Here is a 26,240-nt window from a genome sequence, read left to right as displayed (position 1 = left end):
GTAGAGCTGGAGAAGTGAAATGAGTGGGTTGTACATGCTGCTTGGCACCCTGATCGCACTGGGTGTCCTGGTGACCTTTCACGAGTACGGACACTTCTGGGTGGCTCGGCGCTGTGGCGTCAAGGTACTGCGCTTCTCCGTTGGCTTCGGCACACCGCTGTTGCGCTGGCATGACCGCCAGGGCACCGAATTCGTGGTGGCGGCCATTCCTCTGGGCGGTTACGTCAAGATGCTCGACGAGCGCGAGGGCGATGTACCGCCCGAGCTCGTCGAGCAGTCCTTCAATCGCAAGAGCGTGCGTCAGCGCATCGCTATCGTGGCTGCAGGTCCTCTGGCCAATTTCCTGCTGGCGTTGTTGTTCTTCTGGTTCGTCGCCATGCTCGGCAGTCAGCAGGTGCGGCCGGTTATCGGTGGTGTGCAGCCGGACAGCCTGGCGCAAGTGGCCGGGCTGCGTGCAGGGCAGGAGATCGTTGCGGTCAACGGCGAGGCCACCAGCGGCTGGGCGGCGGTCAATCTGCAACTGGTAAGTCGTCTGGGTGAGAGCGGTACGCTCGATCTGCGTGTGTTGGAGCCGGGCTCTACCGTCGAGACGTCCAAGCAGGTGCAGTTGGACAACTGGCTGCGCGGTGCCGACGAGCCGGACCCGATTGGCTCGCTGGGCATTCGTCCCTGGCGTCCGGTGCTGGAGCCGGTGCTGGCAGAGGTCGATTCCAAGGGGCCTGCCCATGCCGCGGGTCTGCAAGCCGGAGATCGACTGCTGGCGCTCGATGGTGAGCCGCTTGCCGATTGGCAGGACCTGGTCGACCGTGTGCGGGCATTGCCGGGCGAAGCGGTCACGTTGCGCTTCGAGCGCGCCGGGCAAACGCAGGACGTGCAGCTGACGCTGGCTTCGCGCGGAGAAGGGGAAGCCCGCAGTGGCTACCTGGGCGCGGGTGTGCAGGGCGTCGAATGGCCGCCGGAGATGCTGCGTGAGGTGCGCTTCGGTCCGCTCGAGGGGGTTGTCGAAGGCATGCGGCAAACCTGGTCCATGAGCCTGCTGACCCTCGATTCGCTGAAGAAAATGCTGTTCGGAGAGCTCTCGGTAAAAAACTTGAGTGGGCCGATAACCATTGCTAAAGTGGCGGGCGCTTCAGCTGAGTCAGGGCTGGGGGATTTCCTGAAATTCCTTGCATATCTGAGTATTAGCTTGGGGGTTCTCAATCTGCTGCCCATTCCCGTACTGGATGGTGGGCATCTGCTGTTTTATCTGGTCGAGTGGGTGCGTGGTCGCCCCTTGTCTGAGCGGGTTCAGGGTTGGGGGATGCAGATCGGCATCAGTCTGGTCATCGGGGTCATGTTGCTTGCCCTGGTCAACGACCTCAGCCGCCTGTGAGCATTGCTGAATACGTTCTTGAGATTTAAAAGAAGTGTCGCTTGAGCGGCAGTTTTTATCGTCAGTTGGAATAAGAAAGGACTTCATGAAACGTCTGCTGCTACCTGCGGTACTGTCCGCATTGATGATCGCCGAAGTTCACGCCGAGTCCTTCACCATCTCCGATATACGCGTCAACGGCCTGCAGCGGGTATCCGCCGGCAGCGTATTCGGCGCACTGCCCCTGAATGTGGGCGAACAGGTCGATGATCGCCAGTTGGTCGATGCCACTCGCTCCCTGTTCCGTACCGGCTTCTTCCAGGATATCCAGCTCGGTCGCGATGGCGACGTGCTGGTGGTTACCGTGGTCGAGCGTCCTTCCATCTCCGGTATCGAGATCGAGGGCAACAAGGCCATCACCACCGAAGACCTGCTCAAGGGCCTGAACCAGTCCGGTCTGGCCGAGGGCGAGATCTTCCAGCGTGCCACCCTCGAGGGCGTACGCAACGAGCTGCAGCGCCAGTATGTCGCTCAGGGCCGCTATTCGGCCGAGATCGAAGCCGAAGTGATTCCGCAGCCGCGTAACCGCGTGGCGCTGAAGATCACCATCAACGAAGGCACCGTTGCTGCCATCTCCCACATCAACGTGGTCGGCAACACCGTGTTTTCCGATGAAGATCTGGTCGACCTGTTCGAGCTGAAGACCACCAACTGGTTGTCGTTCTTCAAGAACGACGACAAGTATGCCCGCGAGAAACTGTCCGGTGACCTCGAGCGTCTGCGCTCCTACTACCTGGACCGCGGCTACATCAACATGGATATCAGCTCCACCCAGGTATCCATCACTCCGGACAAGAAGCACGTCTATGTCACTGTCAACGTCGAGGAGGGCGAGAAGTACAGCGTCCGTGACGTGAAACTGTCCGGTGACCTCAAGGTCCCGGAAGAAGACGTGCGTGCACTGCTGCTGGTCAAGGAAGGGCAGGTCTTCTCGCGCAAGATCATGACCACCACCAGTGAGCTGATCACCCGCCGCCTGGGTAACGAAGGCTATACCTTCGCCAACGTCAATGGCGTGCCGGAAGCGCACGACGAGGACAACACCGTTTCGATCACCTTCTTCGTCGATCCGGGCAAGCGCGCCTACGTCAATCGCATCAATTTCCGTGGCAACACCAAGTCCGAAGACCAGGTACTGCGCCGCGAAATGCGCCAGATGGAAGGTGGCTGGGCCTCGACCTACCTGATCGACCAGTCCAAGGTGCGTCTGGAACGTCTGGGCTTCTTCAAGGAAGTCAACGTCGAAACCCCGCAGGTGCCGGGTACCGACGATCAGATCGACGTCAACTACAGCGTCGAAGAGCAACCGTCCGGCTCCATCACCGCCAGCGTCGGTTTCGCCCAGAACGCCGGTCTGATCCTCGGTGGTTCGATCAGCCAGAACAACTTCCTCGGTACCGGTAACCGCGTCAGCATCGGCCTGACCCGTAGCGAATACCAGACCCGATACAACTTCGGCTTCGTTGACCCCTACTGGACCGTCGACGGTGTCAGCCTGGGTTACAACGCCTTCTACCGCACCACCGACTACGATGAGCTCGATGTCGACGTATCCAGCTACTCGGTCGACAGCCTGGGTGCAGGTATCAACATCGGCTATCCGATCAGCGAAACCGCGCGTCTGACCTATGGTCTGACCGTGCAGCAGGATAGCATCGACACCGGCCGTTACACCGTCGACGAGATTTTCGATTTCATCGACGCCGAGGGTGACAATTACCTGAACTTCAAGGGTTCCATCGGTTGGTCCGAGTCGACCCTTAACCGTGGTGTACTGGCCAACCGTGGTCATTCGCAGAGCCTGGTGCTGGAAACCACACTGCCAGGTAGCGATCTGTCGTTCTACAAGCTCGACTACCGTGGTCAGGTGTTCACCCCGATCAGCGACAACTACACCCTGCGCTTCCATACCCAGCTGGGTTACGGCGACAGCTATGGCTCTACTGCTGAGCTGCCGTTCTACGAACACTACTACGCGGGTGGCTTCAACTCGGTGCGTGGCTTCGAGGACAGCAGTCTGGGCCCGCGCAGCACGCCGAGCACTGGTACCAAGCCCGGCACACTGGCTGACCCGGATCAGGATCCGCTGCCGTTCGGTGGTAATGTTCTGGTGCAGGGCGGTGTGGAGATGCTGTTCCCGCTGCCGTTCGTCAAGGATCAGCGTTCGCTGCGTACCGCATTGTTCTGGGACGTGGGTAACGTCTTCGATACCAACTGCTCGTCGACTCAGAAGAGGCTCAGCGAGAGCTGCGACATCGATTTCAGTAACCTGGCCAGCTCCGTGGGTGTTGGCCTGACCTGGATCACTGCGCTGGGCCCGTTGAGCTTCAGTCTGGCCATGCCGATCAAGAAGCCGGATGATGCCGATACTCAGGTATTCCAGTTCTCTCTGGGTCAAACCTTCTAATCTCGTTTCACAGAAAGCCAACAGTTTTGTTGCAGGAGTGCATTGTGCGTAAGTTGACTCAACTGGTTCTGTTCACCGTCGCCCTGATCGCCACTCCGGCGTTCGCCGAGATGAAGGTGGCCGTGCTGAACTATCAGATGGCGCTGCTCGAGTCTGACGCGGCCAAGCGTTACGCAGTCGATGCCGAGAAAAAATTCGGCCCGCAGCTGAACAAGCTCAAGACGCTGGAAAGCGACGCCAAGCGCATCCAGGATCGTATGGTCAAGGACGGCGAGAAGATGCAGCAGGCCGAGCGCGAGCGCCTCGAACTCGAATTCAAGCAGAAGGCCCGTGACTTCCAGTTCCAGTCCAAGGAACTGAACGAAGCCAAGGCCATCGCTGACCGCGAGATGCTGGCCAAGCTCAAGCCGAACCTGGACAAGGCCGTCGAAGAAGTGATCAAGAACGGTAACTTCGACCTGGTGCTCGAGCGCGGCGCGGTGATCGATGTCAAACCTCAGTACGACATCACTCGCCAGGTCATCGAGCGCATGAATCAGATGCGTTGAGCATGACTGCGACATTTACCCTCGGCCAACTGGCCGAGAGCCTGGGCGCCACCTTGCGTGGCGCCGAAGCTAAGGTCATCACGGGCCTGGCCACCTTACAGGAGGCCGGGCCCGAACAATTGAGCTTCCTGGCCAATGCCCAGTACCGCAAGTTCCTGGTGCAGACCCAGGCTGGTGCCGTGCTGCTGACCGCAGCCGATGCCGAAGCGTACGCTGGCGATGCCTTGATCGTTGCCAACCCTTATCTGGCCTACGCCCAGCTCTCGCATCTGTTCGATCGCAAGCCCAAGGCCGCTCCCGGCATCCATGCTACTGCCCAGGTTGCAGGCGATGCTGAGGTCGATCCGACTGCCAGCATCGGCGCCTTTGCGGTGATCGAAAACGGTGCCCGCATCGGCGCTGATGTGAGCATCGGTGCTCATTGCGTGGTCGGTGCACGTAGCGTGGTGGGTGATGGCGGCTGGTTGGCTCCGCGCGTGACGCTGTACCACGATGTGCAGATCGGCAAGCGTGTGGTGATCCAGTCCGGCGCGGTGATCGGCGGTGAAGGCTTCGGCTTCGCCAACGAGAAGGGCGTCTGGCAGAAGATCGCTCAGATCGGTGGGGTGACCATCGGTGATGACGTCGAGATCGGCGCCAACACCACGGTGGATCGCGGTGCGCTGTCCGATACCTTGATCGGCAATGGCGTGAAGCTGGATAACCAGATCATGATCGCGCACAACGTACAGATTGGCGACAACACTGCCATGGCCGGCTGCTGTGGCATTTCCGGCAGCACCAAAATCGGCAAGAACTGCATGATTGCGGGTGGTGTTGGCATGGTGGGTCATATCGAGGTGTGCGACAACGTGTTCGTCACCGGCATGACCATGGTGACCCGTTCGATCACCGAACCGGGCGCTTATTCTTCAGGGACTGCCATGCAACCGGCGGGCGAGTGGAAGAAGAGTGCGGCCCGTATTCGTCAGTTGGATGATATGGCCAAGCGACTGCGTGAGCTGGAAAAAAAGCTGGCCGCCGTGACCCAGACGGCAAACGTCTCATCTGATGCCTGAGCACGGTGTGACCGTGCTCTTTTCTTTTCTTACAGGCTTAACCGGACATGATGGACATCAACGAAATTCGTGAATATTTGCCGCACCGCTATCCGTTCCTGCTGGTGGACCGCGTGGTGGACCTGGACGTCGAAGGCAAGCAGATTCGCGCCTATAAGAATGTCAGCATCAATGAGCCGTTCTTCAACGGCCACTTCCCCGAGCACCCGATCATGCCGGGCGTTCTGATCATCGAGGCCATGGCCCAGGCTGCCGGTATCCTCGGTTTCAAGATGATGGGCGTGAAGCCGGCCGATGGCACCCTGTATTACTTCGTCGGTTCCGACAAGCTGCGCTTCCGCTCGCCGGTGCTGCCGGGCGATCAACTGACGTTGGAAGCCAAGTACCTGAGCGACCGTCGCAGCATCTGGAAATTCGAGTGCCGCGCGACTGTCGATGGCAAGGAAGTCTGCTCCGCTGAAATCATCTGCGCGGAACGCAAGCTATGAGTTTGATTGACCCCCGCGCGATCATCGACCCCAGTGCCAGATTGGCCGACGACGTCGTCGTTGGCCCTTGGAGCATTGTCGGGGCCGATGTGGAAATCGGCGAGGGTACAGTCATCGGCCCGCACGTAGTGCTCAAAGGGCCGACCGTGATCGGCAAGCACAACCGCATCTACCAGTTTTCTTCGGTCGGTGAAGATACGCCAGACCTGAAATACAAGGGCGAAGCGACGCGCCTGGTGATCGGTGATCACAACACGATTCGTGAGGGGGTCACCATTCACCGTGGCACCGTGCAGGATCGAAGCGAAACCACCATTGGCGACCACAACCTGATCATGGCCTATGCCCATATCGGCCATGACAGTGTGATCGGCAATCATTGCATTCTGGTCAACAACACGGCACTGGCTGGACATGTCTGGGTCGATGACTGGGCGATTCTGTCCGGTTATACCCTGGTGCATCAGTTCTGCCGCATTGGTGCGCACAGCTTCTCGGGCATGGGCACTGCGATTGGCAAGGATGTGCCAGCTTTCGTTACCGTATTCGGTAACCCGGCCGAGGCGCGCAGCATGAACTTCGAGGGCATGCGTCGCCGTGGTTTCTCCAACGAGGCCATCGCCGCGTTGCGCAAAGGCTACAAGCTGGTTTATCGCCAGGGACTGACCGTCGAGCAGGCACTGGCCGAGCTGGCCGAGTCTGCTGCTCAGTTCCCTGAAGTGGCGATCTTCCGTGATTCGATCCAGGCCTCCACGCGCGGCATCACCCGCTGATTCCTATGAACAGACCTCTTCGCGTCGCACTGGTTGCCGGTGAGGCGTCCGGTGACATCCTCGGTTCCGGCCTGATGCAGGCCATCAAGCAGCGCTATCCAGATGCCGAGTTCATCGGTGTTGGTGGCGCGCGCATGGAGGCCGAAGGCCTTAAATCCTATTTCCCGATGGAGCGCCTGGCCGTGATGGGGCTGGTCGAGGTGCTGGGGCGTCTGTTCGAGTTGCTCGGCCGCCGTCGTCAACTGGCTCGCGACCTGATTGCTGCCAAACCGGACGTATTCATCGGCATCGATGCCCCCGATTTCAATCTGGGGCTGGAGCTCAAGCTGCGCCGTGCCGGCATCAAGACCGTGCACTACGTCAGCCCTTCGGTCTGGGCCTGGCGGCAGAAGCGTGTGCTGAAGATCCGTGAAGCCTGCGATTTGATGTTGACCCTGTTCCCGTTCGAGGCGCAGTTCTACGACGAGCATCAGGTGCCGGTGCGCTTCGTGGGTCATCCGCTGGCCGATGCCATTCCGCAGCAGGCTGATCGTGCTGCCGCGCGGGAGACATTGGACCTGCCGCAGGACGAGCCGGTAGTGGCCCTGATGCCCGGCAGTCGTGGCGGTGAAGTCGCGCGTCTCGGTGAGCTGTTTCTGGATGCAGCGATTCGTCTGCGCGCACTGCGCCCTGGTATTCGTTTCCTGCTGCCTTGCGCCACACCCGAGCGCCGCGAGCAGTTGGAACAGATGCTGGCCGGGCGTGATTTGCCGTTGACGCTGCTCAATGGTCGCTCCCACGAGGCGCTGGCTGCCTGCGACGCGGTACTGATCGCTTCGGGTACCGCGACCCTGGAAGCGCTGCTGTACAAACGGCCGATGGTGGTGGCGTACCGTGTAGCGCCGCTGACCTATCGCATCCTCAAGCGCCTGGTGAAGAGCCCCTATATCTCGCTGCCCAATCTGCTGGCCGAGCGCCTGCTGGTGCCTGAGCTGATTCAGGATGCGGCGACTCCAGAGGCTCTGGCGCAGGCCGTGGCGCCGTTGATCGACGGCGGGCAGGTTCAGACTGAAGGCTTCGACGTGATTCACCGAGCGCTGCGTCGCGATGCGTCGTTGTCGGCGGCCGATGCTGTGCTCAAACTGGCAGGGCGTGGCTGATGCAGCTGGGCCTCGATTTCACCCTGGTCGAAGAACTGGTGGCCGGTGTCGATGAAGTGGGCCGTGGCCCGCTTTGCGGTGCCGTGGTCACGGCTGCGGTTATCCTCGATCCGGCTCGCCCGATTATTGGCTTGAACGACTCGAAGAAACTCTCCGAGGCGCGCCGTGAAGCGCTGTTCGACGAGATTCGCGAGAAGGCTCTGGCCTGGTGCATCGCCCGCGCCGAGGTGGAGGAAATCGACCGCTTGAATATCCTGCATGCCACCATGCTGGCGATGCAGCGCGCCGTCGAAGGACTCAAAGTGACGCCGAAACTGGCGCTGATCGACGGCAATCGTTGCCCGCAGCTGGCGGTGCCCAGCGCCCCGGTCGTGAAGGGCGACAGCCGGGTACCGGCAATAGCCGCGGCTTCGATCCTGGCCAAGGTCAGTCGCGACCGCGAGATGCTCGAGATGGATCGTCTCTATCCCGGTTACGGCATCGCCGGTCACAAGGGCTACCCCACGCCCGTTCATCTCGAAGCGCTGATACGCCTGGGACCTACACCGATTCATCGGCGTTCCTTCGCCCCGGTGCGTGCACTGCTGGGGGCCGTGTAGGGCGTACTCGCGAAGCAGTACGCCACTGGTGTTTCGATGGTGCGTGCTGTGACGGATGGATTCGACATGGTTCGGCGGACTGTTCGCTGCGCTACGAGCGGACGGCGATCCGGGCCGCCCTACCTGCTACAATCCGCGCTTTGTCGTTTTCACCTGCAAGGCCGCCCATGACTCAAGCGTTCGTCCACCTGCGTCTGCACACCGAATACTCCCTGGTCGATGGTCTGGTGCGGGTCAAACCGCTGATCAAGGCCGTCGTCGGGGCCGGCATGCCGGCGGTGGCGGTTACCGACATGAGCAACATGTGCTCGCTGGTGAAGTTCTACAAGGCGGCCATGGGCGCCGGGATCAAGCCGATCTGCGGCGCCGACATCTGGATGGCCAGCGCCGAGGAAGACGGCCCGCTGACGCGCCTGACCCTGCTGGCGATGAACGCCAAGGGCTACCGCAATCTCACCGAACTGATTTCCCGTGGCTGGGCCGAAGGGCAGAGCAACGACCTGGTGATCATCCAGCGTGACTGGGTCAAGGGTGCCGCCGAAGGCCTCATCGCACTATCCGGCGCGCGTGAAGGCGAAGTCGGTCAGGCGCTGCTGGCCGGTGACGAAGCGCTGGCCGAAGTGCGCCTGCGTGAATGGATGGCCGCGTTCCCGGATCGTTTCTATCTGGAAGTGCAGCGTACTAGCCGAGTTGGCGATGAAGAGTACCTGCATGCGGCGGTGGCATTGGCCGATCGCGTCGAGGCGCCGCTGGTGGCGACCAACGATGTGCGCTTCATCAAGCAGGGCGACTTCGAGGCGCACGAAACACGCGTCTGCATCGGTGAAGGTCGTACTCTCGACGACCCGCGCCGGCCACGGCATTACTCCGATCAGCAGTACCTGAAAAGCGCCGCGGAAATGTGGGAGCTGTTCTCCGACCTGCCCGAGGCGCTGGAGAACACCGTCGAGGTCGCCAAGCGCTGCAATATCGATGTGCAGCTCGGCAAATACTTTCTGCCGGATTTCCCCACACCCAATGGCATGGGCATCGACGACTACCTGCGCCATGCCTCGTTCGAGGGCCTCGAGGAGCGTCTCGAAGTTCTGCTGCCCAAGGACACCCCGGACTATGAGGCCAAGAGGCAGGTCTACATCGATCGCCTCAACTTCGAACTCGATATCATCATCCAGATGGGTTTCCCCGGTTACTTCCTGATCGTGATGGACTTCATCAAGTGGGCCAAGAACAACGGCGTGCCGGTCGGTCCGGGCCGTGGTTCGGGCGCCGGTTCGCTGGTGGCCTACGTACTGAAGATCACCGACCTCGACCCGCTGGCCTATGACCTGCTGTTCGAGCGCTTCCTCAACCCCGAGCGGGTGTCCATGCCCGACTTCGACGTCGACTTCTGCATGGACGGCCGCGACCGGGTGATCGACTACGTGGCCGAGAAATACGGGCGCAACGCGGTGAGTCAGATCATCACCTTCGGCTCGATGGCGGCCAAGGCGGTGGTGCGTGACGTGGCCCGCGCCCAGGGCAAGTCCTATGGCCTGGCCGACCGTCTGTCGAAGATGATCCCCTTCGAAGTGGGCATGACCCTGGAGAAGGCTTACGAGATGGAGGAGCCGCTGCGCGACTTCCTCAAGAACGACGAAGAAGCCGCCGAAATCTGGGACATGTCCCTCAAGCTCGAAGGCGTGGTGCGTGGTACCGGTAAACATGCCGGCGGCGTGGTGATCGCGCCGACCAAGCTCACCGACTTCTCGCCGATCGCTTGCGACGAAGAGGGCGGCGGCCTGGTGACCCAGTTCGACAAGGACGACGTCGAGCAGGCTGGCCTGGTCAAGTTCGACTTCCTCGGTCTGCGTACCCTGACCATCATCAAGTGGGCGATGGAGACCATTCACCGCATCCAGAAGCGCGACGGAGCGCCGGACGAGGATCTGGTCGACATCGACTTCATCCCGCTGGATGACAAGAAAACCTACGACATGCTGCAGAAGGCGGAGACCACTGCGGTCTTCCAGCTTGAATCGCGCGGCATGAAGGAGCTGATCAAGAAGCTCAAGCCCGACTGTCTGGAAGACATGATCGCACTGGTGGCGCTGTTCCGCCCCGGCCCGCTGCAGTCCGGCATGGTGGACGACTTCATCAACCGCAAGCACGGTCGCGCCGAGCTGTCCTATCCGCACCCGGACTACCAGTACGCCGGCCTCGAGCCGGTGCTCAAGCCCACCTACGGCATCATCCTGTATCAGGAGCAGGTGATGCAGATTGCCCAGGTCATGGGTGGCTACACCCTGGGTCAGGCGGACATGCTGCGGCGTGCCATGGGCAAGAAGAAGCCCGAGGAAATGGCCAAGCAGCGCGGCGGCTTCATCGAGGGTTGTGCCAACAATGGCATCGACGCCAACCTGGCGGGCAACATCTTCGATCTGGTGGAGAAATTCGCCGGTTATGGCTTCAACAAGTCGCACTCGGCTGCCTACGGTCTGGTCTCCTACCAGACGGCCTGGCTCAAGGCGCATTACCCGGCGCCGTTCATGGCGGCGGTACTCTCGGCGGATATGCACAACACCGACAAGGTGGTGATCCTGGTCGAAGAGTGCCGCAACATGAAGTTGCGCATCGATCCGCCGGACGTCAACGTGTCCGAGTTCAAGTTCACCGTCAACGACGACGGTCGTATCGTCTACGGCCTGGGTGCGGTCAAGGGCGTGGGCGAGGGGCCGGTCGAGGCCATCGTCGAATGCCGCGCCGAAGGCGGACCGTTCAAGGATCTGTTCGACTTCTGCAATCGCGTTGACCTCAAGCGCATCAACAAGCGCACCCTTGAAGCGTTGATCCGCAGCGGCGCGCTGGATCGTCTCGGTCCTTACTATCAGGACGAACTCAAGGCCTACCAGGCCAGCGTGGACAAGAACCGCGCGGTGCTGCTGGCGTCGATGGAAGAGGCTGTGCAGTCCGCCGAGCAGACCGCGCGCAGCGCCGAGAGCGGCCATATGGATCTGTTCGGCGGCCTGTTCGCCGAACCCGAGGCGGACGTCTACGCCAATCATCGCAAGGCCCGCGAACTGCCGATCAAAGAGCGCCTGAAAGGCGAGAAGGACACCCTGGGCATCTACCTTTCCGGCCATCCCATCGACGAATACGAAGGCGAGATTCGCCGTTTCGCCCGCCAGCGCATCGTCGAGCTGAAGCCGGCGCGCGACACCCAGACCATCGCCGGGATGATCGTCAACCTGCGGGTGATGAAGAACAAGAAGGGCGACAAGATGGGCTTCATTACCCTCGACGACCGCTCCGGGCGTATCGAAGCCTCCTTGTTCGCCGATGCCTTCGCCAGCAATCAGGCGTTACTGCAGAACGATGCGTTGGTGGTGGTCGAGGGCGAGGTCAGTAATGACGACTTCTCCGGTGGCCTGCGTCTGCGTGCCAAGCGCGTGATGAGTCTGGAAGAAGCCCGTACCGGCCTGGCCGACAGCCTGCGGGTGAAGGTTGCCAGCGAGGCCTTGAAGGGTGATCGACTGCGCTGGCTGGCCGAACTGTGCAGCAAGCACAAGGGGGCCTGCCCGGTGACGCTGGACTACAGTGGCGAGGAGGCACGCGCCTTGCTTCAATTTGGTGACGCCTGGCGAATCGATCCGGCTGACACTTTGATTCAGGCATTGCGTGACCAGTTCGGGCGCGACAACGTCTTTTTGCACTACCGCTGATGCAAGAGGGGAAAATCCCCCTTTGTGTTGGCATCGACACCTGCGGGTGTCGACCCGCTGCGCCCTATCACTTAAGGTAGGACGCCTAGAAAACTGCTGAAAAACTACCTGCGTTGCCGCTGCTGCGTTAAAAACAGGCTCAGAATGCTCATTTACAGTAGTAAAGTCGCCCGCGACTCCGACCGTTCTTCGCCTGTTTTTGCCTTGCATCGGCTGCCTCGCCTACGTTTTTCAGCGGTTCCCTAATGGATCAGCTCCCCGGCCACTTGGCCGTCGACGCAAGACGGATGACTATGAACCCGAATTTCCTCGATTTCGAACAGCCGATCGCCGACCTGCAAGCCAAGATCGAAGAGCTACGCCTGGTTGGTAACGACAACTCGCTGAATATCGGCGATGAGATTGCCCGCCTGCAGGACAAGAGCAGCACCCTGACCGAAAGCATCTTCGGCAACCTGACCAGCTGGCAGATCGCTCAGTTGGCTCGCCATCCGCGCCGCCCGTATACCCTGGATTACATCCAGCACATCTTCACCGAGTTCGACGAACTGCACGGCGATCGTCACTTCTCCGACGACGCCGCCATCGTCGGTGGCATTGCCCGTCTGGGCGAACAGCCGGTGATGATCATCGGCCACCAGAAAGGCCGTGAAGTGCGCGAGAAGGTGCGCCGCAACTTCGGCATGCCGCGTCCGGAAGGCTACCGCAAGGCCTGCCGCCTGATGGAAATGGCCGAACGCTTCAAGATGCCGATCCTCACTTTCATCGACACCCCCGGTGCCTACCCAGGTATCGATGCCGAGGAGCGCGGCCAGAGCGAGGCCATCGCCTGGAACCTGCGCGTGATGGCGCGCCTGAAAACCCCGATCATCGCCACCGTCATCGGTGAAGGGGGTTCCGGTGGTGCACTGGCCATCGGTGTCTGCGACCAGCTCAACATGTTGCAGTACTCCACCTATTCGGTGATCTCGCCGGAAGGCTGCGCCTCGATTCTCTGGCGTACCGCCGAGAAGGCGCCGGATGCCGCTGAAGCCATGGGCATCACCGCCGAGCGCCTGAAGGATCTGGGTATCGTCGATCAGGTCATCGCCGAGCCTCTGGGTGGCGCGCACCGTGACCCAGCGGCGGCTTCCGAGTCGATTCGTCAGGAGCTGACCAAGCAACTGGCCAGCCTGCAGAAGCACGACACCGAGGCACTGCTCAAGCGTCGTTATGACCGTCTGATGAGCTACGGCATCGCCTGAGTTCGGGCTAATGTGCCTGGCGTAGATGGCTTTTGTAGGGTGTCGCGGGGCCGCCCAGGCTGTGCGCACCCATGACAGTAGCGCCGGTATTTGGGGGCGCATGGCGCACCCTACGTAATTTCATCGCACATCACCACGGGCCTTCGGGCCCGTTGTTGTTTAAGCTTGGCTGATGACTGCTCTCGAACTTCGCCTACGCCAGGCCCTGCAGCCCTGGCGTGCGGCCCCGGCGTGGCGCGTTGCCTATTCTGGTGGCCTGGACTCCAGCGTGCTGGTGCACCTGCTTGCCGACTGGGCTCGGCGCGAGAACCTGCCGCCGATTTTTGCCATTCATGTCCATCATGGCCTGCAGGCTGCCGCCGACGCCTGGCCCGAGCACTGCGCGCGTGTCTGCGAGCAGCTGGGCATCGCTCTCGAAGTCGTCAGGGTTCAGGTGGCGCCGGGTCCCAGTCTCGAACAGGCTGCGCGGAGCGCGCGCTACGCCGCTTTCGGTGAAAGTCTGCAGCAGGGCGAGGTGTTGCTCAGTGCCCAGCACCGCGATGATCAGGCCGAAACCCTGTTGTTTCGCCTGTTGCGCGGTGCTGGCGTGCGCGGGCTGGCGGCGATGCCGGCCAGTCGGCCGTTGGGGCAGGGCAGCCTGGTTCGGCCGCTGCTCGACTGTTCCCGGGCTGAGCTGCAGGCCTATGCGCAGGGGCATGGCATTGCCTGGATCGAAGACCCGAGCAATGCCGACGAACGGTTAAGTCGCAACTTCCTGCGGCGGCGGGTGATGCCAGTGCTGGCTGAGCGCTGGCCGCAGGCCTCGATCACTCTGGTGCGCAGCGCAAGCCATCTGTCGGAGGCTCAGCAGTTGCTGGAAGAGTTGGCCGAGATGGACCTGGCGGCTGCCCGCGGCGTTTCGGCATGTCCCTGGCTGCCATTACCATCTCTTGATTTGTCGGCGGTGAGCGCTCTGAGCGATGCACGTCAGCGCAATCTGCTGCGTCACTGGTTGGCGCCGCTGACGCGCATGCCCGACAGCGATCACTGGGCAGGTTGGTGCGATCTGCGTGATGCAGGTCTGGATGCGGCGCCGATCTGGAAGCTGGCCGATGGTGAGTTGCACCGTGCCGATGGTCGGCTCTGGTGGCTCAGTGGTCAGTGGCTGCGGCCACTCGGTCCTCTCGATCTGCCCTGCGACCGGTTTTGCGCGTCGGTCGAACTTCCCGGCAATGGTCATGTGCATCTGCAGGGTGAGTTGCCGCAAGGTCGCTGGCATTTGCGCTATCGCCAGGGTGGTGAGTCGTTGCGGGTGCCGGGGCGTGGCAGTCGTGATCTCAAGCGTCTGCTCAATGAGCTGCGCGTGCCGGCATTTGTACGTCCGCGTCTGCCGCTGCTGTTCGAAGGCAGCGAGTTGAAGGCGGTGGCGAATCTGTCGCACCCGGCAGGAATCGAGGCGAGCGGGGCGCATCTGCACTGGTCGCCGCCTATCTGTGCGCAAGGTTTGAGCTGGTAAGGCCTTTCGGGTAGACTACGCTCCCGTCTTACTACAGCTTTTGCCGACTCCCTCAGGGAGCTTGGCGAGCTTGCCATTGTTCGCATTGATGGCGCTCCTTCGCTTTCCCCGGCGGCACTGACCGCTTAAACGCAGACTTCTAGGGTTTTTCATGACGCGCTACATCTTCGTCACGGGTGGTGTTGTTTCTTCATTGGGGAAAGGCATCGCCTCGGCTTCACTGGCGGCCATCCTGGAGGCGCGGGGCCTGAAGGTCACCATGCTCAAGCTGGACCCTTATATCAACGTCGATCCGGGCACCATGAGCCCGTTCCAGCACGGTGAGGTGTTCGTCACCCACGACGGCGCCGAGACCGACCTCGATCTGGGCCACTACGAGCGCTTCATCCGCACCACGATGAGCAAGAGCAACAACTTCACCACCGGCCGCGTGTACGAAGATGTACTGCGCAAGGAGCGCCGTGGTGATTACCTGGGTGCGACCATTCAGGTCATCCCGCACATCACCGACGAAATCAAGCGTCGCATCATCAAGGGTGCCGGCGATGCCGACGTGGCCCTGGTGGAAATCGGCGGCACCGTCGGCGACATCGAGTCGCAGCCGTTCCTCGAAGCCATTCGCCAACTGCGCGTGGAAGTGGGCGCCAAGCGCGCGATGCTGATGCACCTGACTCTGGTGCCGTATATCGCCACTGCCGGCGAGACCAAGACCAAACCGACCCAGCATTCGGTCAAGGAGCTGCGCTCCATCGGCCTGCAGCCTGACGTGCTGGTGTGCCGCTCCGATCATCCGATCGACGTGTCCTCGCGGCGCAAGATTGCCCTGTTCACCAACGTCGAAGAGCGTGCGGTGATCAGCCTGGAAGACGTCGACACCATCTACAAGATTCCGGGCGTGCTGCATGCCCAGGGTCTGGACGATTTCGTCGTCGAGCGTTTCGGCCTGGAGTGCGGCGGCGCCGACCTGTCCGAGTGGGATCGCGTGGTCGATGCCAAGCTCAACCCGGAAAAAGAAGTCACCATCGCCATGGTCGGCAAGTACATGGAACTGCTGGACGCGTACAAGTCGCTGATCGAGGCGATGAGCCACGCTGGCATCCAGAACCGTACCAAGGTCAACCTGCGTTATATCGATTCCGAAGACATCGAGAACCAGGGCACTGCGCTGCTCGAAGGTGTCGATGCCATTCTGGTGCCGGGCGGCTTCGGTCTGCGCGGCGTTGAAGGCAAGATCAAGACCGTGCAGTACGCACGTGAGAACAAGATCCCTTACCTGGGCATCTGCCTCGGCATGCAGGTGGCCGTGATCGAGTATGCCCGCAATGTCGTGGGTTGGAGCGATGCCAACTCCTCCGAGTTCGACATGGCCAGCGCTCATCCTGTGGTGGGTCTGATTACCGAATGGCAGGATGCGACTGGCGCCACCGAGCAGCGCAGCGAAAGCTCCGATCTCGGCGGCACCATGCGCCTCGGTGCCCAGGACTGCCAGCTGCAGGATGGTTCGCTGGTACACGATTGTTACGGCAAGGATGTGATCGTCGAGCGTCACCGTCACCGTTACGAGGTGAACAACAACCTGCTGCCGAAGCTGACCGAGGCTGGCCTCAAGGTCACCGGTCGTTCCGGCGATGGCGCGCTGGTCGAAGTGGTCGAGGCACCGGATCATCCGTGGTTTGTCGCCTGCCAGTTCCACCCGGAATTCACCTCCACGCCGCGTGACGGTCACCCGCTGTTCAGCGGTTTCGTCAACGCTGCCCTGGCGCAGAAAGCGAAGAAGGTCTGATCAATGGCGCAGAAGATCATCAAGGTTCGCGACATCGAGATCGCCAACGACAAGCCGTTCGTGCTGTTCGGTGGCATCAACGTGCTCGAATCGCGTGACCTGGCCATGCAGGCCTGCGAGGAGTACGTGCGGGTGACCGAGAAACTCGGCATCCCCTACGTGTTCAAGGCCAGTTTCGACAAGGCCAACCGTTCCTCCGTCACTTCCTTCCGTGGCCCTGGCCTGGAAGAGGGCATGAAGATCTTCGAGGAAGTGAAGAAGACCTTCGGCGTACCGGTGATCACTGACGTTCACGAACCGCACCAGGCGGCTGCCGTGGCCGAGGTGTGCGACATCATCCAGCTGCCGGCCTTCCTCTCGCGGCAAACCGATCTGGTGGTGGCCATGGCCAAGACCGGCGCGGTAATCAACATCAAGAAGGCTCAGTTCCTCGCACCGCAGGAAATGAAGCACATCCTGGCCAAGTGCGAAGAGGCCGGTAACGACCAGTTGATCCTCTGCGAGCGTGGTTCCTCCTTCGGTTACAACAACCTGGTGGTGGACATGCTCGGCTTCGGCATCATGAAGCAGTTCGAGTACCCGGTGTTCTTCGATGTGACCCACGCCCTGCAGATGCCGGGTGGTCGCGCCGACTCTGCTGGCGGTCGCCGCGCCCAGGTTACCGACCTGGCCAAGGCCGGCATGAGCCAGGGCCTGGCCGGTCTGTTTCTCGAAGCACATCCGGACCCGGAAAACGCCAAGTGCGATGGCCCGTGCGCCTTGCGCCTGAACAAGCTGGAGCCGTTCCTCACCCAGCTCAAGCAGCTTGACGATCTGATCAAGAGTTTTCCGCCGATCGAGACTGCCTGAACCGCACGCAATCCGGTAAAGTGCCGCCCCAGAAAAGATCCCCCTGACCCGTGAGTCAGACTGTGTCGTCGACCGCCCCTCGAGGTGGTCGGCGGCCCCGCGCAGCCCGCTGCTGCAGTCTTATCGTCAAACCTTGGAGTGCAAACAACAATGGCAAAGATCGTCGACATCAAGGGTCGTGAGGTTCTCGACTCTCGCGGCAACCCCACCGTGGAAGCGGATGTAATTCTGGAAGGTGGCATTGTCGGCAGCGCGTGCGCTCCGTCCGGTGCTTCCACCGGCTCGCGCGAAGCGCTGGAGTTGCGTGATGGTGACAAGAGCCGTTACCTGGGCAAGGGCGTGCTGAAAGCCGTCGCCAACATCAACGGCCCGATCCGCGATCTGCTGCTCGGCAAAGACGCCGTCGATCAGAAGGCTCTGGACCGCGCGATGATCGAGCTCGACGGTACCGAGAACAAGGCGACTCTGGGCGCCAACGCGATCCTCGCCGTGTCCCTGGCTGCCGCCAAGGCCGCCGCCCAGGCCAAGGGCGTGCCGCTGTACGCGCACATCGCCGACTTGAACGGCACCCCGGGCGTCTACTCCATGCCGGTGCCGATGATGAACATCATCAACGGCGGCGAGCATGCCGATAACAACGTCGACATCCAGGAATTCATGGTGCAGCCGGTCGGCGCCAAGAATTTCGCCGATGCCCTGCGCATGGGCGCCGAAATCTTCCATCACCTCAAAGCCGTGCTCAAGGCTCGTGGCCTGAACACCGCCGTGGGTGACGAAGGTGGTTTCGCGCCGAACCTGGCCTCCAACGAAGACGCCCTGGCTGCCATTGCCGAGGCCGTGGCCAACGCCGGCTACACCCTGGGTGACGACGTGACCCTGGCGCTGGACTGCGCATCGAGCGAGTTCTACAAGGACGGTCAATACGACCTGGCCGGCGAAGGCAAGGTATTCAGCGGTGAAGGTTTCGCCGACTACCTGGCTGGCCTGACCGAGCGTTACCCGATCATCTCCATCGAAGACGGCATGGACGAGTCCGACTGGGCCAGCTGGAAAGTGCTGACCGACAAGATCGGCGCCAAAGTGCAGCTGGTAGGCGACGACCTGTTCGTCACCAACACCAAGATTCTCAAGCGCGGCATCGACGAGAAGATCGGCAACTCGATCCTGATCAAGTTCAACCAGATCGGCTCGCTGACCGAAACCCTGGAAGCCATCCAGATGGCCAAGGCCGCTGGCTTCACCGCCGTGATCTCGCACCGCAGCGGCGAAACCGAAGACAGCACCATCGCCGACCTGGCCGTTGGTACTGCCGCCGGTCAGATCAAGACCGGTTCGCTGTGCCGCTCCGACCGCGTTTCCAAGTACAACCAGTTGCTGCGTATTGAAGAGCAGCTGGGCGGTAAGGCCCCGTACAAGGGCCGTGCCGAGTTCCGCGGCTAACCGTCGTGTAGACTGAAAAGGGCGACGCAAGTCGCCCTTTTTTGTAGGCGATGGCTGCTTGGTAGGGTGCGCCGTGCGCACCAGCGTCGACGGCGGATTGCTGGTGCGCACGGCGCACCCTACCATTGCGAACCCGCAGTGCTTTTTACCGGCCTCTGGGAACCAAAGCACGGATGCAGGTACTGAAACTCCATGTCACTCATCAGACGGCTCCTTTTCAAGCATGAACGCAGCCCCTACCATGCCGATGACTCAATCTGCGAGCCGCTCCATGCGTAGTCCGTATTGGCTGTTCATCGTGCTGATCCTGTTGCTGGTCGGTCTGCAGTATCGACTGTGGATCGGCGACGGCAGCCTGGCTGCTGCCAGCCGTCTGCAACAGCAGATCGCTGAACAGCAGGGCGAGAACGAGCGGCTGCTGGAGCGCAACCGTATCCTCGAGGCCGAGGTGATGGAACTCAAGCGCGGTATGGAAACCGTGGAAGAGCGCGCGCGACAGGAGTTGGGCATGCTCAAAGAGGGTGAAACCCTCTATCTGCTGACCGAATGACCACGAAATTCTGGCTGGTGATCCCTGCCGCTGGCGTTGGTGCGCGCATGGCCGCCGACCGACCCAAGCAGTACCTGCAGATCGCCGGCCGCTGCATTCTCGAACATACCCTGCATTGTTTTCTCGACCATCCCGGCCTGTTGGGCGCGGTGGTTTGCGTTGCCGTGGATGACCCGTACTGGCCGCAGTTGCCACTGGCGCGTGATCCGCGTGTCCGCCGGGCACCTGGCGGACGCGAGCGGGCCGATTCGGTATTGGCGGGGCTGCAAGCGCTGCTTGCAGAGGGCGCACGCGCCGAGGATTGGGTGCTGGTGCATGACGCCGCACGACCCAACCTGGCGAGGGAAGACCTGGAGTGCCTGCTGGACAGTCTGGCCGATGATCCGGTCGGCGGCCTGCTGGCAGTGCCGGCGCGCGATACGCTCAAGCGTGCCGCAAGCGACGGCCGCGTGGCCGAGACCGTGGATCGCAGCGTGATCTGGCAGGCCTACACGCCGCAGATGTTCCGCCTGGGCGCGCTGCGCGAAGCGCTGGCGCAAGCGCTGAAAGAAGGCGTGGCAGTGACCGATGAAGCCTCGGCCATGGAATGGACGGGGCAAGCGCCACGTCTGATAGAAGGCCGGGCGGACAACCTCAAGGTCACCCGCCCGGAAGATCTGCACTATCTACAGTCCATATGGCCGCAAGACCGTTGAACTGGATTTACCGCATCAGTGCGTCCAGGGTTTGGCGTCTTTGCCAATAGTGCGATCCAGCGCGTTGGTCAGCTTGTTCATGGCGCCGTCGATCGCCTGCTGCAGTTCACTGGCATCGTGGGACACCGTCAGCGGATCGCGTCCTTTCATCCGCGCCTCGACCTTGCAGCGCTTGTCTTGTGGGCCACTCTTGAGCGCATTCTCGTCGGAGAGATGAATTTCGATCCGGGTAAGGTGATCCTCATAGCGCTGGAGCTTGTCCCGGATGCGACTGCCAATGCCGTCCCTGAAGTCCATCGAGGAGGTGACGTGCTTACCACTGTTGACCAGAACCTGCATAACCATGTCCTCATGTCGCTGAGTTCGTGAGGCCCCGCTTGGGCGGGGTGCATGGAGTGTGACGCGGTCGCCGCGCTCAAGTTTCGCGCCGGCTTGTGACATTCCGTGACCGTTCAGCTGGGTGACAAGGTTGTTGCAGAGCGTCAGACGGGGGCGCTGTACTCGGCGCGTTGGCTCAGCCCGTTGCGCAGCGAGTCGATCAACTGGCGAACCTTGGGCGATAGATGACGCTGCTGCGGATAGAGCGCCCAGACGGCTGTATTGGGTGGGCGATGCTGCTCCAGCAGAGAGATCAGTCTCCCGCTGCGCAGGTGTTCCAATACGTAATAATCCGGCAATTGACTCAGACCAAAACCGCGCAGCGCTGCGTCGAGCACGGCCTGGCCGCTGTTGCAGCGCCAGTTTCCCTGTATTCGCACCTGGGTTTCCCGGCCGTTCTCGGCAAAGCTCCAGTGGTCGCTGCTCCCCACCAGGCAGTTGTGTCGGGCCAACTCGGATAGCGAGTGCGGGCGCCCGTAGCGCTGCAGATAGTCGGGAGCAGCGCACAGATACATTTCGCGAGGTGCGAGACGCGCGGCCATCAGTCGCGAGTCCTGCAGGCGCCCCAGGCGGATGGCCAGGTCCAGGCCTTCGTGCAGCAGATCGAGCTGGCGGTTGGACAGTTCGATTTCCACGCGCAGCTGCGGATGCTGCGCCATGAAGTCGTTGACCAGTGGCACGATGAAGCGTTCGCCGTAAGCCACTGCACAGGTCATGCGCAGCAGTCCCTTGGGTTCCGCACCGAGGTCGCCGACCGCGCGCAGCGCTTCTTCGCGGGCATCCTGCAGGCGCTGGCAGTGTTGCAGGAACAACTGGCCGGCCTCGGTCAGCGCCACACGCCGGGTGCTGCGATAAAACAGGCGGCTCTGCAGGCGTTCCTCCAGGCGTGCCACTTGGCGGCTGACCTGCGACGTAGACAATCCCAGGCGCTCGGCCGCGGCACTGAACTGCCCGCATTCAGCCACGGCGACGAATTCGTCGAGTCCTTCCCAGCGATTCATCGATGCTTCTTCTCCTGTGCTCCCGATTGCATCCGGCTGCACCTGTAGGAGCCCGCTTGCGGGCGATGTAAGGAGGTTCAATATTATCCCTGTAGAGCAATAATGTTTTGCTCTGCTGCTGATTATCTCGTATTGGACATGAACTAGACTGCTGACCACTGTCCACGCTCCCCTGAGAGAACTGCCATGATCAAGTCTCGTGCTGCCGTCGCCTTCGCCCCGAATGAACCCCTGAAAATCGTCGAAGTCGATGTGGCGCCGCCCAAGGCCGGCGAGGTGCTGGTGCGTATCGTCGCGACCGGCGTCTGCCACACCGACGCCTACACCCTGTCCGGCCAGGACAGCGAGGGCGTGTTCCCCTGCATTCTCGGTCACGAAGGTGGCGGTATCGTCGAGGCAGTGGGTGAGGGCGTCACCTCACTGGCGGTCGGCGACCACGTGATTCCGCTGTACACCGCCGAATGCGGCGAGTGCAAATTCTGCAAATCCAACAAGACCAACCTGTGCAGCTCGGTGCGTGCCACCCAGGGCAAGGGCCTGATGCCCGATGGCACCAGCCGCTTCTCCTACAACGGCGAGCCGGTCTACCACTACATGGGCTGCTCGACTTTCTCCGAGTACACCGTGCTGCCGGAAGTCTCCCTGGCCAAGATTCCCAAGGACGCACCGCTGGAGAAGGTTTGCCTGCTCGGCTGCGGTGTAACCACCGGTATCGGCGCGGTGCTCAATACCGCCAAGGTTACCGAGGGCTCCACCGTGGCCATTTTCGGCCTGGGCGGCATCGGTCTGGCTGCCATCATCGGTGCCAAGATGGCCAAGGCTTCGCGCATCATCGGTATCGACATCAATCCGGCTAAAGAGGCGGTGGCGCGTGAACTGGGCATCACCGATTTCGTCAATCCGAAAGAGCACAGCAAGCCAATCCAGGAGGTCATCGTCGAGATGACCGACGGTGGCGTCGACTACAGCTTCGAGTGCATCGGCAGCGTGCAACTGATGCGCGCCGCGCTGGAGTGCTGCCACAAGGGCTGGGGCGAGTCGACCATCATCGGCGTGGCGCCGGCCGGTGCCGAGATCAGTACCCGTCCATTCCAACTGGTGACCGGCCGCGTCTGGCGTGGCAGCGCCTTCGGTGGCGTCAAGGGGCGTACCGAGCTGCCCAGCTATGTCGAGAAGTCGCAGAGCGGTGAAATCCCGCTGGATACCTTCATCACTCACAATCTGCCGCTGGAAGACATCAACGAGGCGTTCGAGCTGATGCATGAAGGCAAGAGCATCCGTACCGTCATTCATTTCTGACTTCAGGGTGACCTGACTGTAGGGTGCGCCATGCGCACCAGGATCAAGTGGTGCGCACCGCGCACCCTACGGAGATGCTCATGACCCTCGAAATCGTTTCCAGCAACAAGAGCTTCGGTGGCTGGCACAAGCGCTATCGCCATCGCTCCAGCAGCCTCAATTGCGACATGGTGTTCGCGGTCTACCTGCCGCCTCAGGCCGAGCAGGGCGCCAAGCTGCCGGTGTTGTACTGGCTCAGTGGCCTGACCTGCACGGACGAGAATTTCATGCAGAAAGCCGGCGCCCAGCGTATGGCCGCCGAGCTGGGGCTGATCATCGTTGCGCCGGATACCAGCCCGCGTGGCGAGGGCGTGGCCGATGACGCCAACGGCGCCTATGACTTCGGTCTGGGGGCCGGCTTCTATGTCAACGCGACCCAGGAGCCCTTCGCGCGCCACTACCGCATGTATGACTACGTGGTGCAGGAGTTGCCAGCGCTGCTCGAAGCCAACTTCCCGGTTTCGGACAAGCGCGGCATCGCCGGTCACTCCATGGGGGGGCACGGGGCGCTGATCTGCGCGCTGAAGAATCCGGGGCATTATCAGTCGGTGTCAGCGTTTTCGCCGATCAGCAATCCGATGAACTGCGCCTGGGGCGAGAAGGCCTTCTCGCTGTACCTGGGCGAGGAGCGTTCGCGTTGGCGTGAGTGGGATGCCAGTGTGCTGATCGCCGAGGCCAGCGAGAAGCTGCCGATTCTGATCGATCAGGGTGATCGTGACGATTTCCTCGAGGGTCAGCTCAAACCCCAGGCGTTGCAGGCGGCAGCCAAGGCTGTCGGTCATCCGCTGACGCTGCGCATGCAGCCTGGCTATGACCACAGCTATTACTTCATCGCCAGCTTTATCGACGACCACCTGCGTCATCACGCCGAGGCGTTGACGTAGGTCGTTCTGCGCTGCGCGCATCAGGGCAAACCCTGGCCCTCGGTGCGCACGGCGCACTCTGCAGCGGCAGCCGGCGTAGCCCGGATGAAATCCGGGGTGCGAATTTCCCGGATTTCATCCGGGCTACGGGCAATGCGGTTAGAATCACGCCCTGACTTTTTCAGGGCGTTGTTCTTTATGCGTATCGGTCATGGCTATGACGTACACCGCTTCGGCGAAGGCGATTTCATCACCCTCGGCGGCGTACGGATTCCCCATAAATTCGGTCTTGTCGCTCATTCCGACGGTGACGTGCTGCTGCACGCCTTGAGTGATGCGCTGCTTGGCGCCGTGGCGCTGGGCGATATCGGCAAGCACTTCCCCGATACCGATCCGACCTTCAAGGGCGCTGACAGCCGCGCGCTGCTGCGCCATGTGATGGGGCTGGTGCGTGCCAAGGGCTACGCGGTGGGTAACGTCGATGCCACCATCATCGCCCAGGCGCCGAAGATGGCGCCGCACATCCACAGCATGCGCGAGCGCATCGCCGAGGATCTGGGCATCGAGCTGGATCAGGTCAACGTCAAAGCCACCACCACCGAGAAGCTAGGTTTCACCGGGCGTGAGGAAGGTATCGCGGTGCACGCCGTGTCCTTGCTGGTCAAGGCATGATGAACGAGCTGCAACTGCTCGGGCCGCGTGCCCACGGCGAGGCCTGCGGGCGCGCGGTACTCAAGGCCACGGCCGAGGACTTTCAGGTCGACGAGGTACTCGACATCCCGCTCACTGGTCAGGGCGAGCACCTCTGGCTATGGGTGGAAAAGCGCGGCCTGAATACCGAAGAGGCCGCCCGGCGTATCGCCCGTGCTGCCGGCCTCCCGCTCAAGGCGGTCAGTTATGCGGGCCTCAAGGATCGTCAGGCGCTGACCCGCCAGTGGTTCAGCCTGCACCTGCCGGGCAAGGCCGATCCCGATCTGGCGGCCGCGCAGGGCGATGATCTGGTCATCCTGCGCAGCCAGCGGCACAACCGAAAATTGCAGCGTGGTGCCCATGCCGCCAATGGTTTCACCTTGCGCCTGACTGCTCTGGAGGCGAACCGCGATGCACTGGAGCAGCGCCTGCAGCGTATCGCTGCGCAAGGCGTGCCCAATTATTTCGGTTTGCAACGCTTCGGCTTCGATGGCGGCAATGTCGAACAGGCCCGTGATTTTGCCGCGCGCCTGGAGCTACCGGTGCAGCGCAACCTGCGTTCGCGCCTGCTGTCCTCGGTGCGCAGCTATCTGTTCAATCAGGTGCTGGCCAAGCGCGTCGCTGCTGGCACCTGGAACCAGGCACAGATTGGTGACTTGCTGGCCTTCACCGCCAGCCGCAGTTTCTTCATGGCCGGTGAGGCCGAGTGCGTTGACCCGCGCCTGGCCATTCTCGATCTGCATCCCACCGGTCCGCTTTGGGGCGATGGCGCTCTGCCGACCAGCGGCGCTACCCAGCAGCTCGAGCAAAGCGTGGCCGATGACGCTGCGCAACTGGTGCAATGGCTGATCAAGGCGGACATGGCGCACGAACGGCGAATTCTGCGCCTCCCCATTGGCGGCCTGTCATGGCATTATCCCGAACCCGATATTCTGCAACTTGCATTCGTCCTGCCGGCCGGGTGTTTCGCCACCGTGGTGGTGCGCGAATTGCTCGATCTGGTGCCAGCAGGGCAGACGGATACTCCATGCGAATTCTGATTTCCAACGACGACGGGGTGAACGCGCCCGGTATCGCTGCGTTGCACCAAGCGCTGGCTGACTATGCCGATTGCGTGGTGATCGCGCCTGCCGAAGACAAGAGCGGTGCCAGCAGTGCGCTGACGCTCGACCGTCCGCTGCATCCCATGGCCTTGGCCAATGGCTACATCAGTCTCAATGGCACGCCGACCGACTGTGTGCACCTGGGCCTCAATGGTCTGCTCGAGCAAACGCCGGATATGGTCGTCTCCGGCATCAACCTGGGTGCCAACCTGGGGGATGACGTACTCTATTCCGGCACCGTCGCCGCAGCGCTGGAAGGCCGCTTCCTGAACAAGCCGGCGTTCGCTTTCTCGCTGCTTTCGCGCCTGCCCGATAACCTGTCTACCGCTGCCTATTTCGCGCGCAAGCTGGTCGAGGCACATGCGACCCTGGATTTGCCACCGCGCACGGTGCTCAACGTCAATGTGCCCAATCTGCCACTGGAGCATATCCGTGGCGTGCAGCTGACCCGTCTCGGTCATCGTGCGCGCGCGGCTGCTCCGGTCAAGGTGGTCAATCCGCGTGGCAAGGAAGGTTACTGGATCGCTGCCGCCGGTGATGTCGAGGACGGCAGTCAGGGCACCGATTTTCATGCCGTGATGCAAGGTTATGTATCGATCACGCCGCTACGGCTCGATCGCACGTTCAATGAGGCCCTCGAATCTATGGATGGCTGGCTGGAGGGCATCTTCTGATGCGTGGACAGGACGA

General features: G+C 61.7%; 23 protein-coding genes. 21 read left to right on the top strand and 2 right to left on the bottom strand.

Annotated elements, in window-relative coordinates; genetic code table 11:
• Positions 1-19 precede the first annotated feature (19 nt).
• The 16 genes from rseP to ispD all read left to right on the top strand — a co-directional run bounded on the left by rseP (position 20) and on the right by ispD (position 20,177).
• Positions 20-1,372 (top strand): sigma E protease regulator RseP, encoded by a 1,353-nt coding sequence (gene rseP / locus GV002_RS17875; RefSeq protein WP_160019642.1) that lies wholly within the window; start codon positions 20-22, stop codon positions 1,370-1,372.
• Between the two features lie 85 nt (positions 1,373-1,457).
• Positions 1,458-3,818 (top strand): outer membrane protein assembly factor BamA, encoded by a 2,361-nt coding sequence (gene bamA, locus GV002_RS17870; protein ID WP_160019641.1) that lies wholly within the window; start codon positions 1,458-1,460, stop codon positions 3,816-3,818.
• Positions 3,819-3,862: 44 nt separating this feature from the next.
• On the top strand, positions 3,863-4,366 hold the full coding sequence (locus GV002_RS17865) for an OmpH family outer membrane protein (protein WP_160019640.1): 504 nt from the start codon (positions 3,863-3,865) through the stop codon (positions 4,364-4,366).
• Positions 4,363-5,424 (top strand): UDP-3-O-(3-hydroxymyristoyl)glucosamine N-acyltransferase, encoded by a 1,062-nt coding sequence (gene lpxD / locus GV002_RS17860; protein WP_160019639.1) that lies wholly within the window; start codon positions 4,363-4,365, stop codon positions 5,422-5,424. The genes GV002_RS17865 and lpxD overlap by 4 nt, the downstream gene beginning before the upstream one ends.
• Before the next feature lie 47 nt (positions 5,425-5,471).
• On the top strand, positions 5,472-5,912 hold the full coding sequence (fabZ, locus tag GV002_RS17855; protein WP_003244215.1) for a 3-hydroxyacyl-ACP dehydratase FabZ: 441 nt from the start codon (positions 5,472-5,474) through the stop codon (positions 5,910-5,912).
• Positions 5,909-6,685: an acyl-ACP--UDP-N-acetylglucosamine O-acyltransferase gene (gene lpxA / locus GV002_RS17850; RefSeq protein ID WP_160019638.1), complete on the top strand. Its 777-nt coding sequence runs from the start codon at positions 5,909-5,911 to the stop codon at positions 6,683-6,685. The genes fabZ and lpxA overlap by 4 nt, the downstream gene beginning before the upstream one ends.
• 5 nt (positions 6,686-6,690) lie before the next feature.
• Entirely contained in the window at positions 6,691-7,824 is a 1,134-nt protein-coding gene (gene lpxB / locus GV002_RS17845) for a lipid-A-disaccharide synthase (protein WP_160019637.1), read from the top strand.
• A complete protein-coding gene (gene rnhB / locus GV002_RS17840; protein ID WP_160019636.1) occupies positions 7,824-8,423 on the top strand; it encodes a ribonuclease HII in 600 nt (199 codons plus the stop codon). Before lpxB ends, rnhB begins: the two co-directional genes overlap by 1 nt.
• Before the next feature lie 167 nt (positions 8,424-8,590).
• On the top strand, positions 8,591-12,121 hold the full coding sequence (gene dnaE / locus GV002_RS17835) for a DNA polymerase III subunit alpha (protein ID WP_160019635.1): 3,531 nt from the start codon (positions 8,591-8,593) through the stop codon (positions 12,119-12,121).
• A gap of 293 nt (positions 12,122-12,414) precedes the next feature.
• Complete coding sequence (locus GV002_RS17830; RefSeq protein ID WP_160019634.1) at positions 12,415-13,365, top strand: acetyl-CoA carboxylase carboxyltransferase subunit alpha; 951 nt, start codon at positions 12,415-12,417, stop codon at positions 13,363-13,365.
• 172 nt (positions 13,366-13,537) lie between these two features.
• Complete coding sequence (gene tilS / locus GV002_RS17825) at positions 13,538-14,860, top strand: tRNA lysidine(34) synthetase TilS (protein WP_160019633.1); 1,323 nt, start codon at positions 13,538-13,540, stop codon at positions 14,858-14,860.
• A 151-nt stretch (positions 14,861-15,011) separates the two neighbouring features.
• On the top strand, positions 15,012-16,643 hold the full coding sequence (locus GV002_RS17820; protein ID WP_160019632.1) for a CTP synthase: 1,632 nt from the start codon (positions 15,012-15,014) through the stop codon (positions 16,641-16,643).
• A 3-nt stretch (positions 16,644-16,646) separates the two neighbouring features.
• Positions 16,647-17,492, top strand: coding sequence for a 3-deoxy-8-phosphooctulonate synthase (gene kdsA / locus GV002_RS17815; RefSeq protein WP_017674773.1), 846 nt, complete (start codon positions 16,647-16,649; stop codon positions 17,490-17,492).
• A 150-nt stretch (positions 17,493-17,642) separates the two neighbouring features.
• Positions 17,643-18,932, top strand: a complete 1,290-nt coding sequence (eno, locus tag GV002_RS17810; RefSeq protein WP_160019631.1) for a phosphopyruvate hydratase — start codon at positions 17,643-17,645, stop codon at positions 18,930-18,932.
• 271 nt (positions 18,933-19,203) lie between these two features.
• Positions 19,204-19,482 carry a septum formation initiator family protein gene (locus GV002_RS17805; RefSeq protein WP_074918152.1) on the top strand — a complete coding sequence of 93 codons (279 nt, stop codon included), beginning with the start codon at positions 19,204-19,206 and terminating at the stop codon, positions 19,480-19,482.
• Positions 19,479-20,177, top strand: a complete 699-nt coding sequence (gene ispD / locus GV002_RS17800; protein ID WP_160019630.1) for a 2-C-methyl-D-erythritol 4-phosphate cytidylyltransferase — start codon at positions 19,479-19,481, stop codon at positions 20,175-20,177. Before GV002_RS17805 ends, ispD begins: the two co-directional genes overlap by 4 nt.
• A gap of 15 nt (positions 20,178-20,192) precedes the next feature.
• Here the strand turns inward: ispD and GV002_RS17795 are convergent, their stop codons facing one another.
• Positions 20,193-20,516 carry an HPF/RaiA family ribosome-associated protein gene (locus GV002_RS17795; RefSeq protein WP_160019629.1) on the bottom strand — a complete coding sequence of 108 codons (324 nt, stop codon included), beginning with the start codon at positions 20,514-20,516 and terminating at the stop codon, positions 20,193-20,195.
• A gap of 143 nt (positions 20,517-20,659) precedes the next feature.
• Positions 20,660-21,556 carry a LysR substrate-binding domain-containing protein gene (locus GV002_RS17790; RefSeq protein ID WP_160019628.1) on the bottom strand — a complete coding sequence of 299 codons (897 nt, stop codon included), beginning with the start codon at positions 21,554-21,556 and terminating at the stop codon, positions 20,660-20,662.
• 186 nt (positions 21,557-21,742) lie between these two features.
• On the opposite strand from GV002_RS17790, the gene GV002_RS17785 reads away from it, so the two are divergent.
• The 5 genes from GV002_RS17785 (at position 21,743) to surE (ending at position 26,224) form a co-directional block, all read left to right on the top strand.
• Positions 21,743-22,855 (top strand): S-(hydroxymethyl)glutathione dehydrogenase/class III alcohol dehydrogenase, encoded by a 1,113-nt coding sequence (locus GV002_RS17785; RefSeq protein ID WP_160019627.1) that lies wholly within the window; start codon positions 21,743-21,745, stop codon positions 22,853-22,855.
• Between the two features lie 80 nt (positions 22,856-22,935).
• Complete coding sequence (gene fghA, locus GV002_RS17780; protein ID WP_160019626.1) at positions 22,936-23,778, top strand: S-formylglutathione hydrolase; 843 nt, start codon at positions 22,936-22,938, stop codon at positions 23,776-23,778.
• Positions 23,779-23,955: 177 nt separating this feature from the next.
• The gene (ispF, locus tag GV002_RS17775) at positions 23,956-24,429 is read left to right on the top strand and encodes a 2-C-methyl-D-erythritol 2,4-cyclodiphosphate synthase (protein ID WP_160019625.1); all 474 of its coding nucleotides are present in this window, start codon (positions 23,956-23,958) and stop codon (positions 24,427-24,429) included.
• Positions 24,429-25,487: a tRNA pseudouridine(13) synthase TruD gene (truD, locus tag GV002_RS17770; protein WP_160020198.1), complete on the top strand. Its 1,059-nt coding sequence runs from the start codon at positions 24,429-24,431 to the stop codon at positions 25,485-25,487. Before ispF ends, truD begins: the two co-directional genes overlap by 1 nt.
• Entirely contained in the window at positions 25,475-26,224 is a 750-nt protein-coding gene (gene surE / locus GV002_RS17765) for a 5'/3'-nucleotidase SurE (protein WP_160019624.1), read from the top strand. Before truD ends, surE begins: the two co-directional genes overlap by 13 nt.
• Positions 26,225-26,240 lie beyond the last annotated feature (16 nt).

Origin of the sequence: Pseudomonas sp. 8O (genome assembly GCF_902506495.1) — a bacterium.
GTDB classification, from domain to species: Bacteria; Pseudomonadota; Gammaproteobacteria; order Pseudomonadales; family Pseudomonadaceae; genus Aquipseudomonas; species Aquipseudomonas chaetocerotis.
Note: the sequence above shows the minus strand (reverse complement) of the source record. Positions and strands in the feature narration are given on the sequence as shown.

Coding starts and splice junctions, on each gene's coding strand:
- rseP (WP_160019642.1), top strand. CDS start 20: ATGAGTGGGTTGTACATGCTGCTTGGCACCCTGATCGCACTGGGTGTC.
- bamA (WP_160019641.1), top strand. CDS start 1,458: ATGAAACGTCTGCTGCTACCTGCGGTACTGTCCGCATTGATGATCGCC.
- fabZ (WP_003244215.1), top strand. CDS start 5,472: ATGATGGACATCAACGAAATTCGTGAATATTTGCCGCACCGCTATCCG.
- lpxA (WP_160019638.1), top strand. CDS start 5,909: ATGAGTTTGATTGACCCCCGCGCGATCATCGACCCCAGTGCCAGATTG.
- lpxB (WP_160019637.1), top strand. CDS start 6,691: ATGAACAGACCTCTTCGCGTCGCACTGGTTGCCGGTGAGGCGTCCGGT.
- rnhB (WP_160019636.1), top strand. CDS start 7,824: ATGCAGCTGGGCCTCGATTTCACCCTGGTCGAAGAACTGGTGGCCGGT.
- dnaE (WP_160019635.1), top strand. CDS start 8,591: ATGACTCAAGCGTTCGTCCACCTGCGTCTGCACACCGAATACTCCCTG.
- GV002_RS17830 (WP_160019634.1), top strand. CDS start 12,415: ATGAACCCGAATTTCCTCGATTTCGAACAGCCGATCGCCGACCTGCAA.
- tilS (WP_160019633.1), top strand. CDS start 13,538: ATGACTGCTCTCGAACTTCGCCTACGCCAGGCCCTGCAGCCCTGGCGT.
- GV002_RS17820 (WP_160019632.1), top strand. CDS start 15,012: ATGACGCGCTACATCTTCGTCACGGGTGGTGTTGTTTCTTCATTGGGG.
- kdsA (WP_017674773.1), top strand. CDS start 16,647: ATGGCGCAGAAGATCATCAAGGTTCGCGACATCGAGATCGCCAACGAC.
- eno (WP_160019631.1), top strand. CDS start 17,643: ATGGCAAAGATCGTCGACATCAAGGGTCGTGAGGTTCTCGACTCTCGC.
- GV002_RS17805 (WP_074918152.1), top strand. CDS start 19,204: ATGCGTAGTCCGTATTGGCTGTTCATCGTGCTGATCCTGTTGCTGGTC.
- ispD (WP_160019630.1), top strand. CDS start 19,479: ATGACCACGAAATTCTGGCTGGTGATCCCTGCCGCTGGCGTTGGTGCG.
- GV002_RS17795 (WP_160019629.1), bottom strand. CDS start 20,516: ATGCAGGTTCTGGTCAACAGTGGTAAGCACGTCACCTCCTCGATGGAC.
- GV002_RS17790 (WP_160019628.1), bottom strand. CDS start 21,556: ATGAATCGCTGGGAAGGACTCGACGAATTCGTCGCCGTGGCTGAATGC.
- GV002_RS17785 (WP_160019627.1), top strand. CDS start 21,743: ATGATCAAGTCTCGTGCTGCCGTCGCCTTCGCCCCGAATGAACCCCTG.
- fghA (WP_160019626.1), top strand. CDS start 22,936: ATGACCCTCGAAATCGTTTCCAGCAACAAGAGCTTCGGTGGCTGGCAC.
- ispF (WP_160019625.1), top strand. CDS start 23,956: ATGCGTATCGGTCATGGCTATGACGTACACCGCTTCGGCGAAGGCGAT.
- truD (WP_160020198.1), top strand. CDS start 24,429: ATGAACGAGCTGCAACTGCTCGGGCCGCGTGCCCACGGCGAGGCCTGC.
- surE (WP_160019624.1), top strand. CDS start 25,475: ATGCGAATTCTGATTTCCAACGACGACGGGGTGAACGCGCCCGGTATC.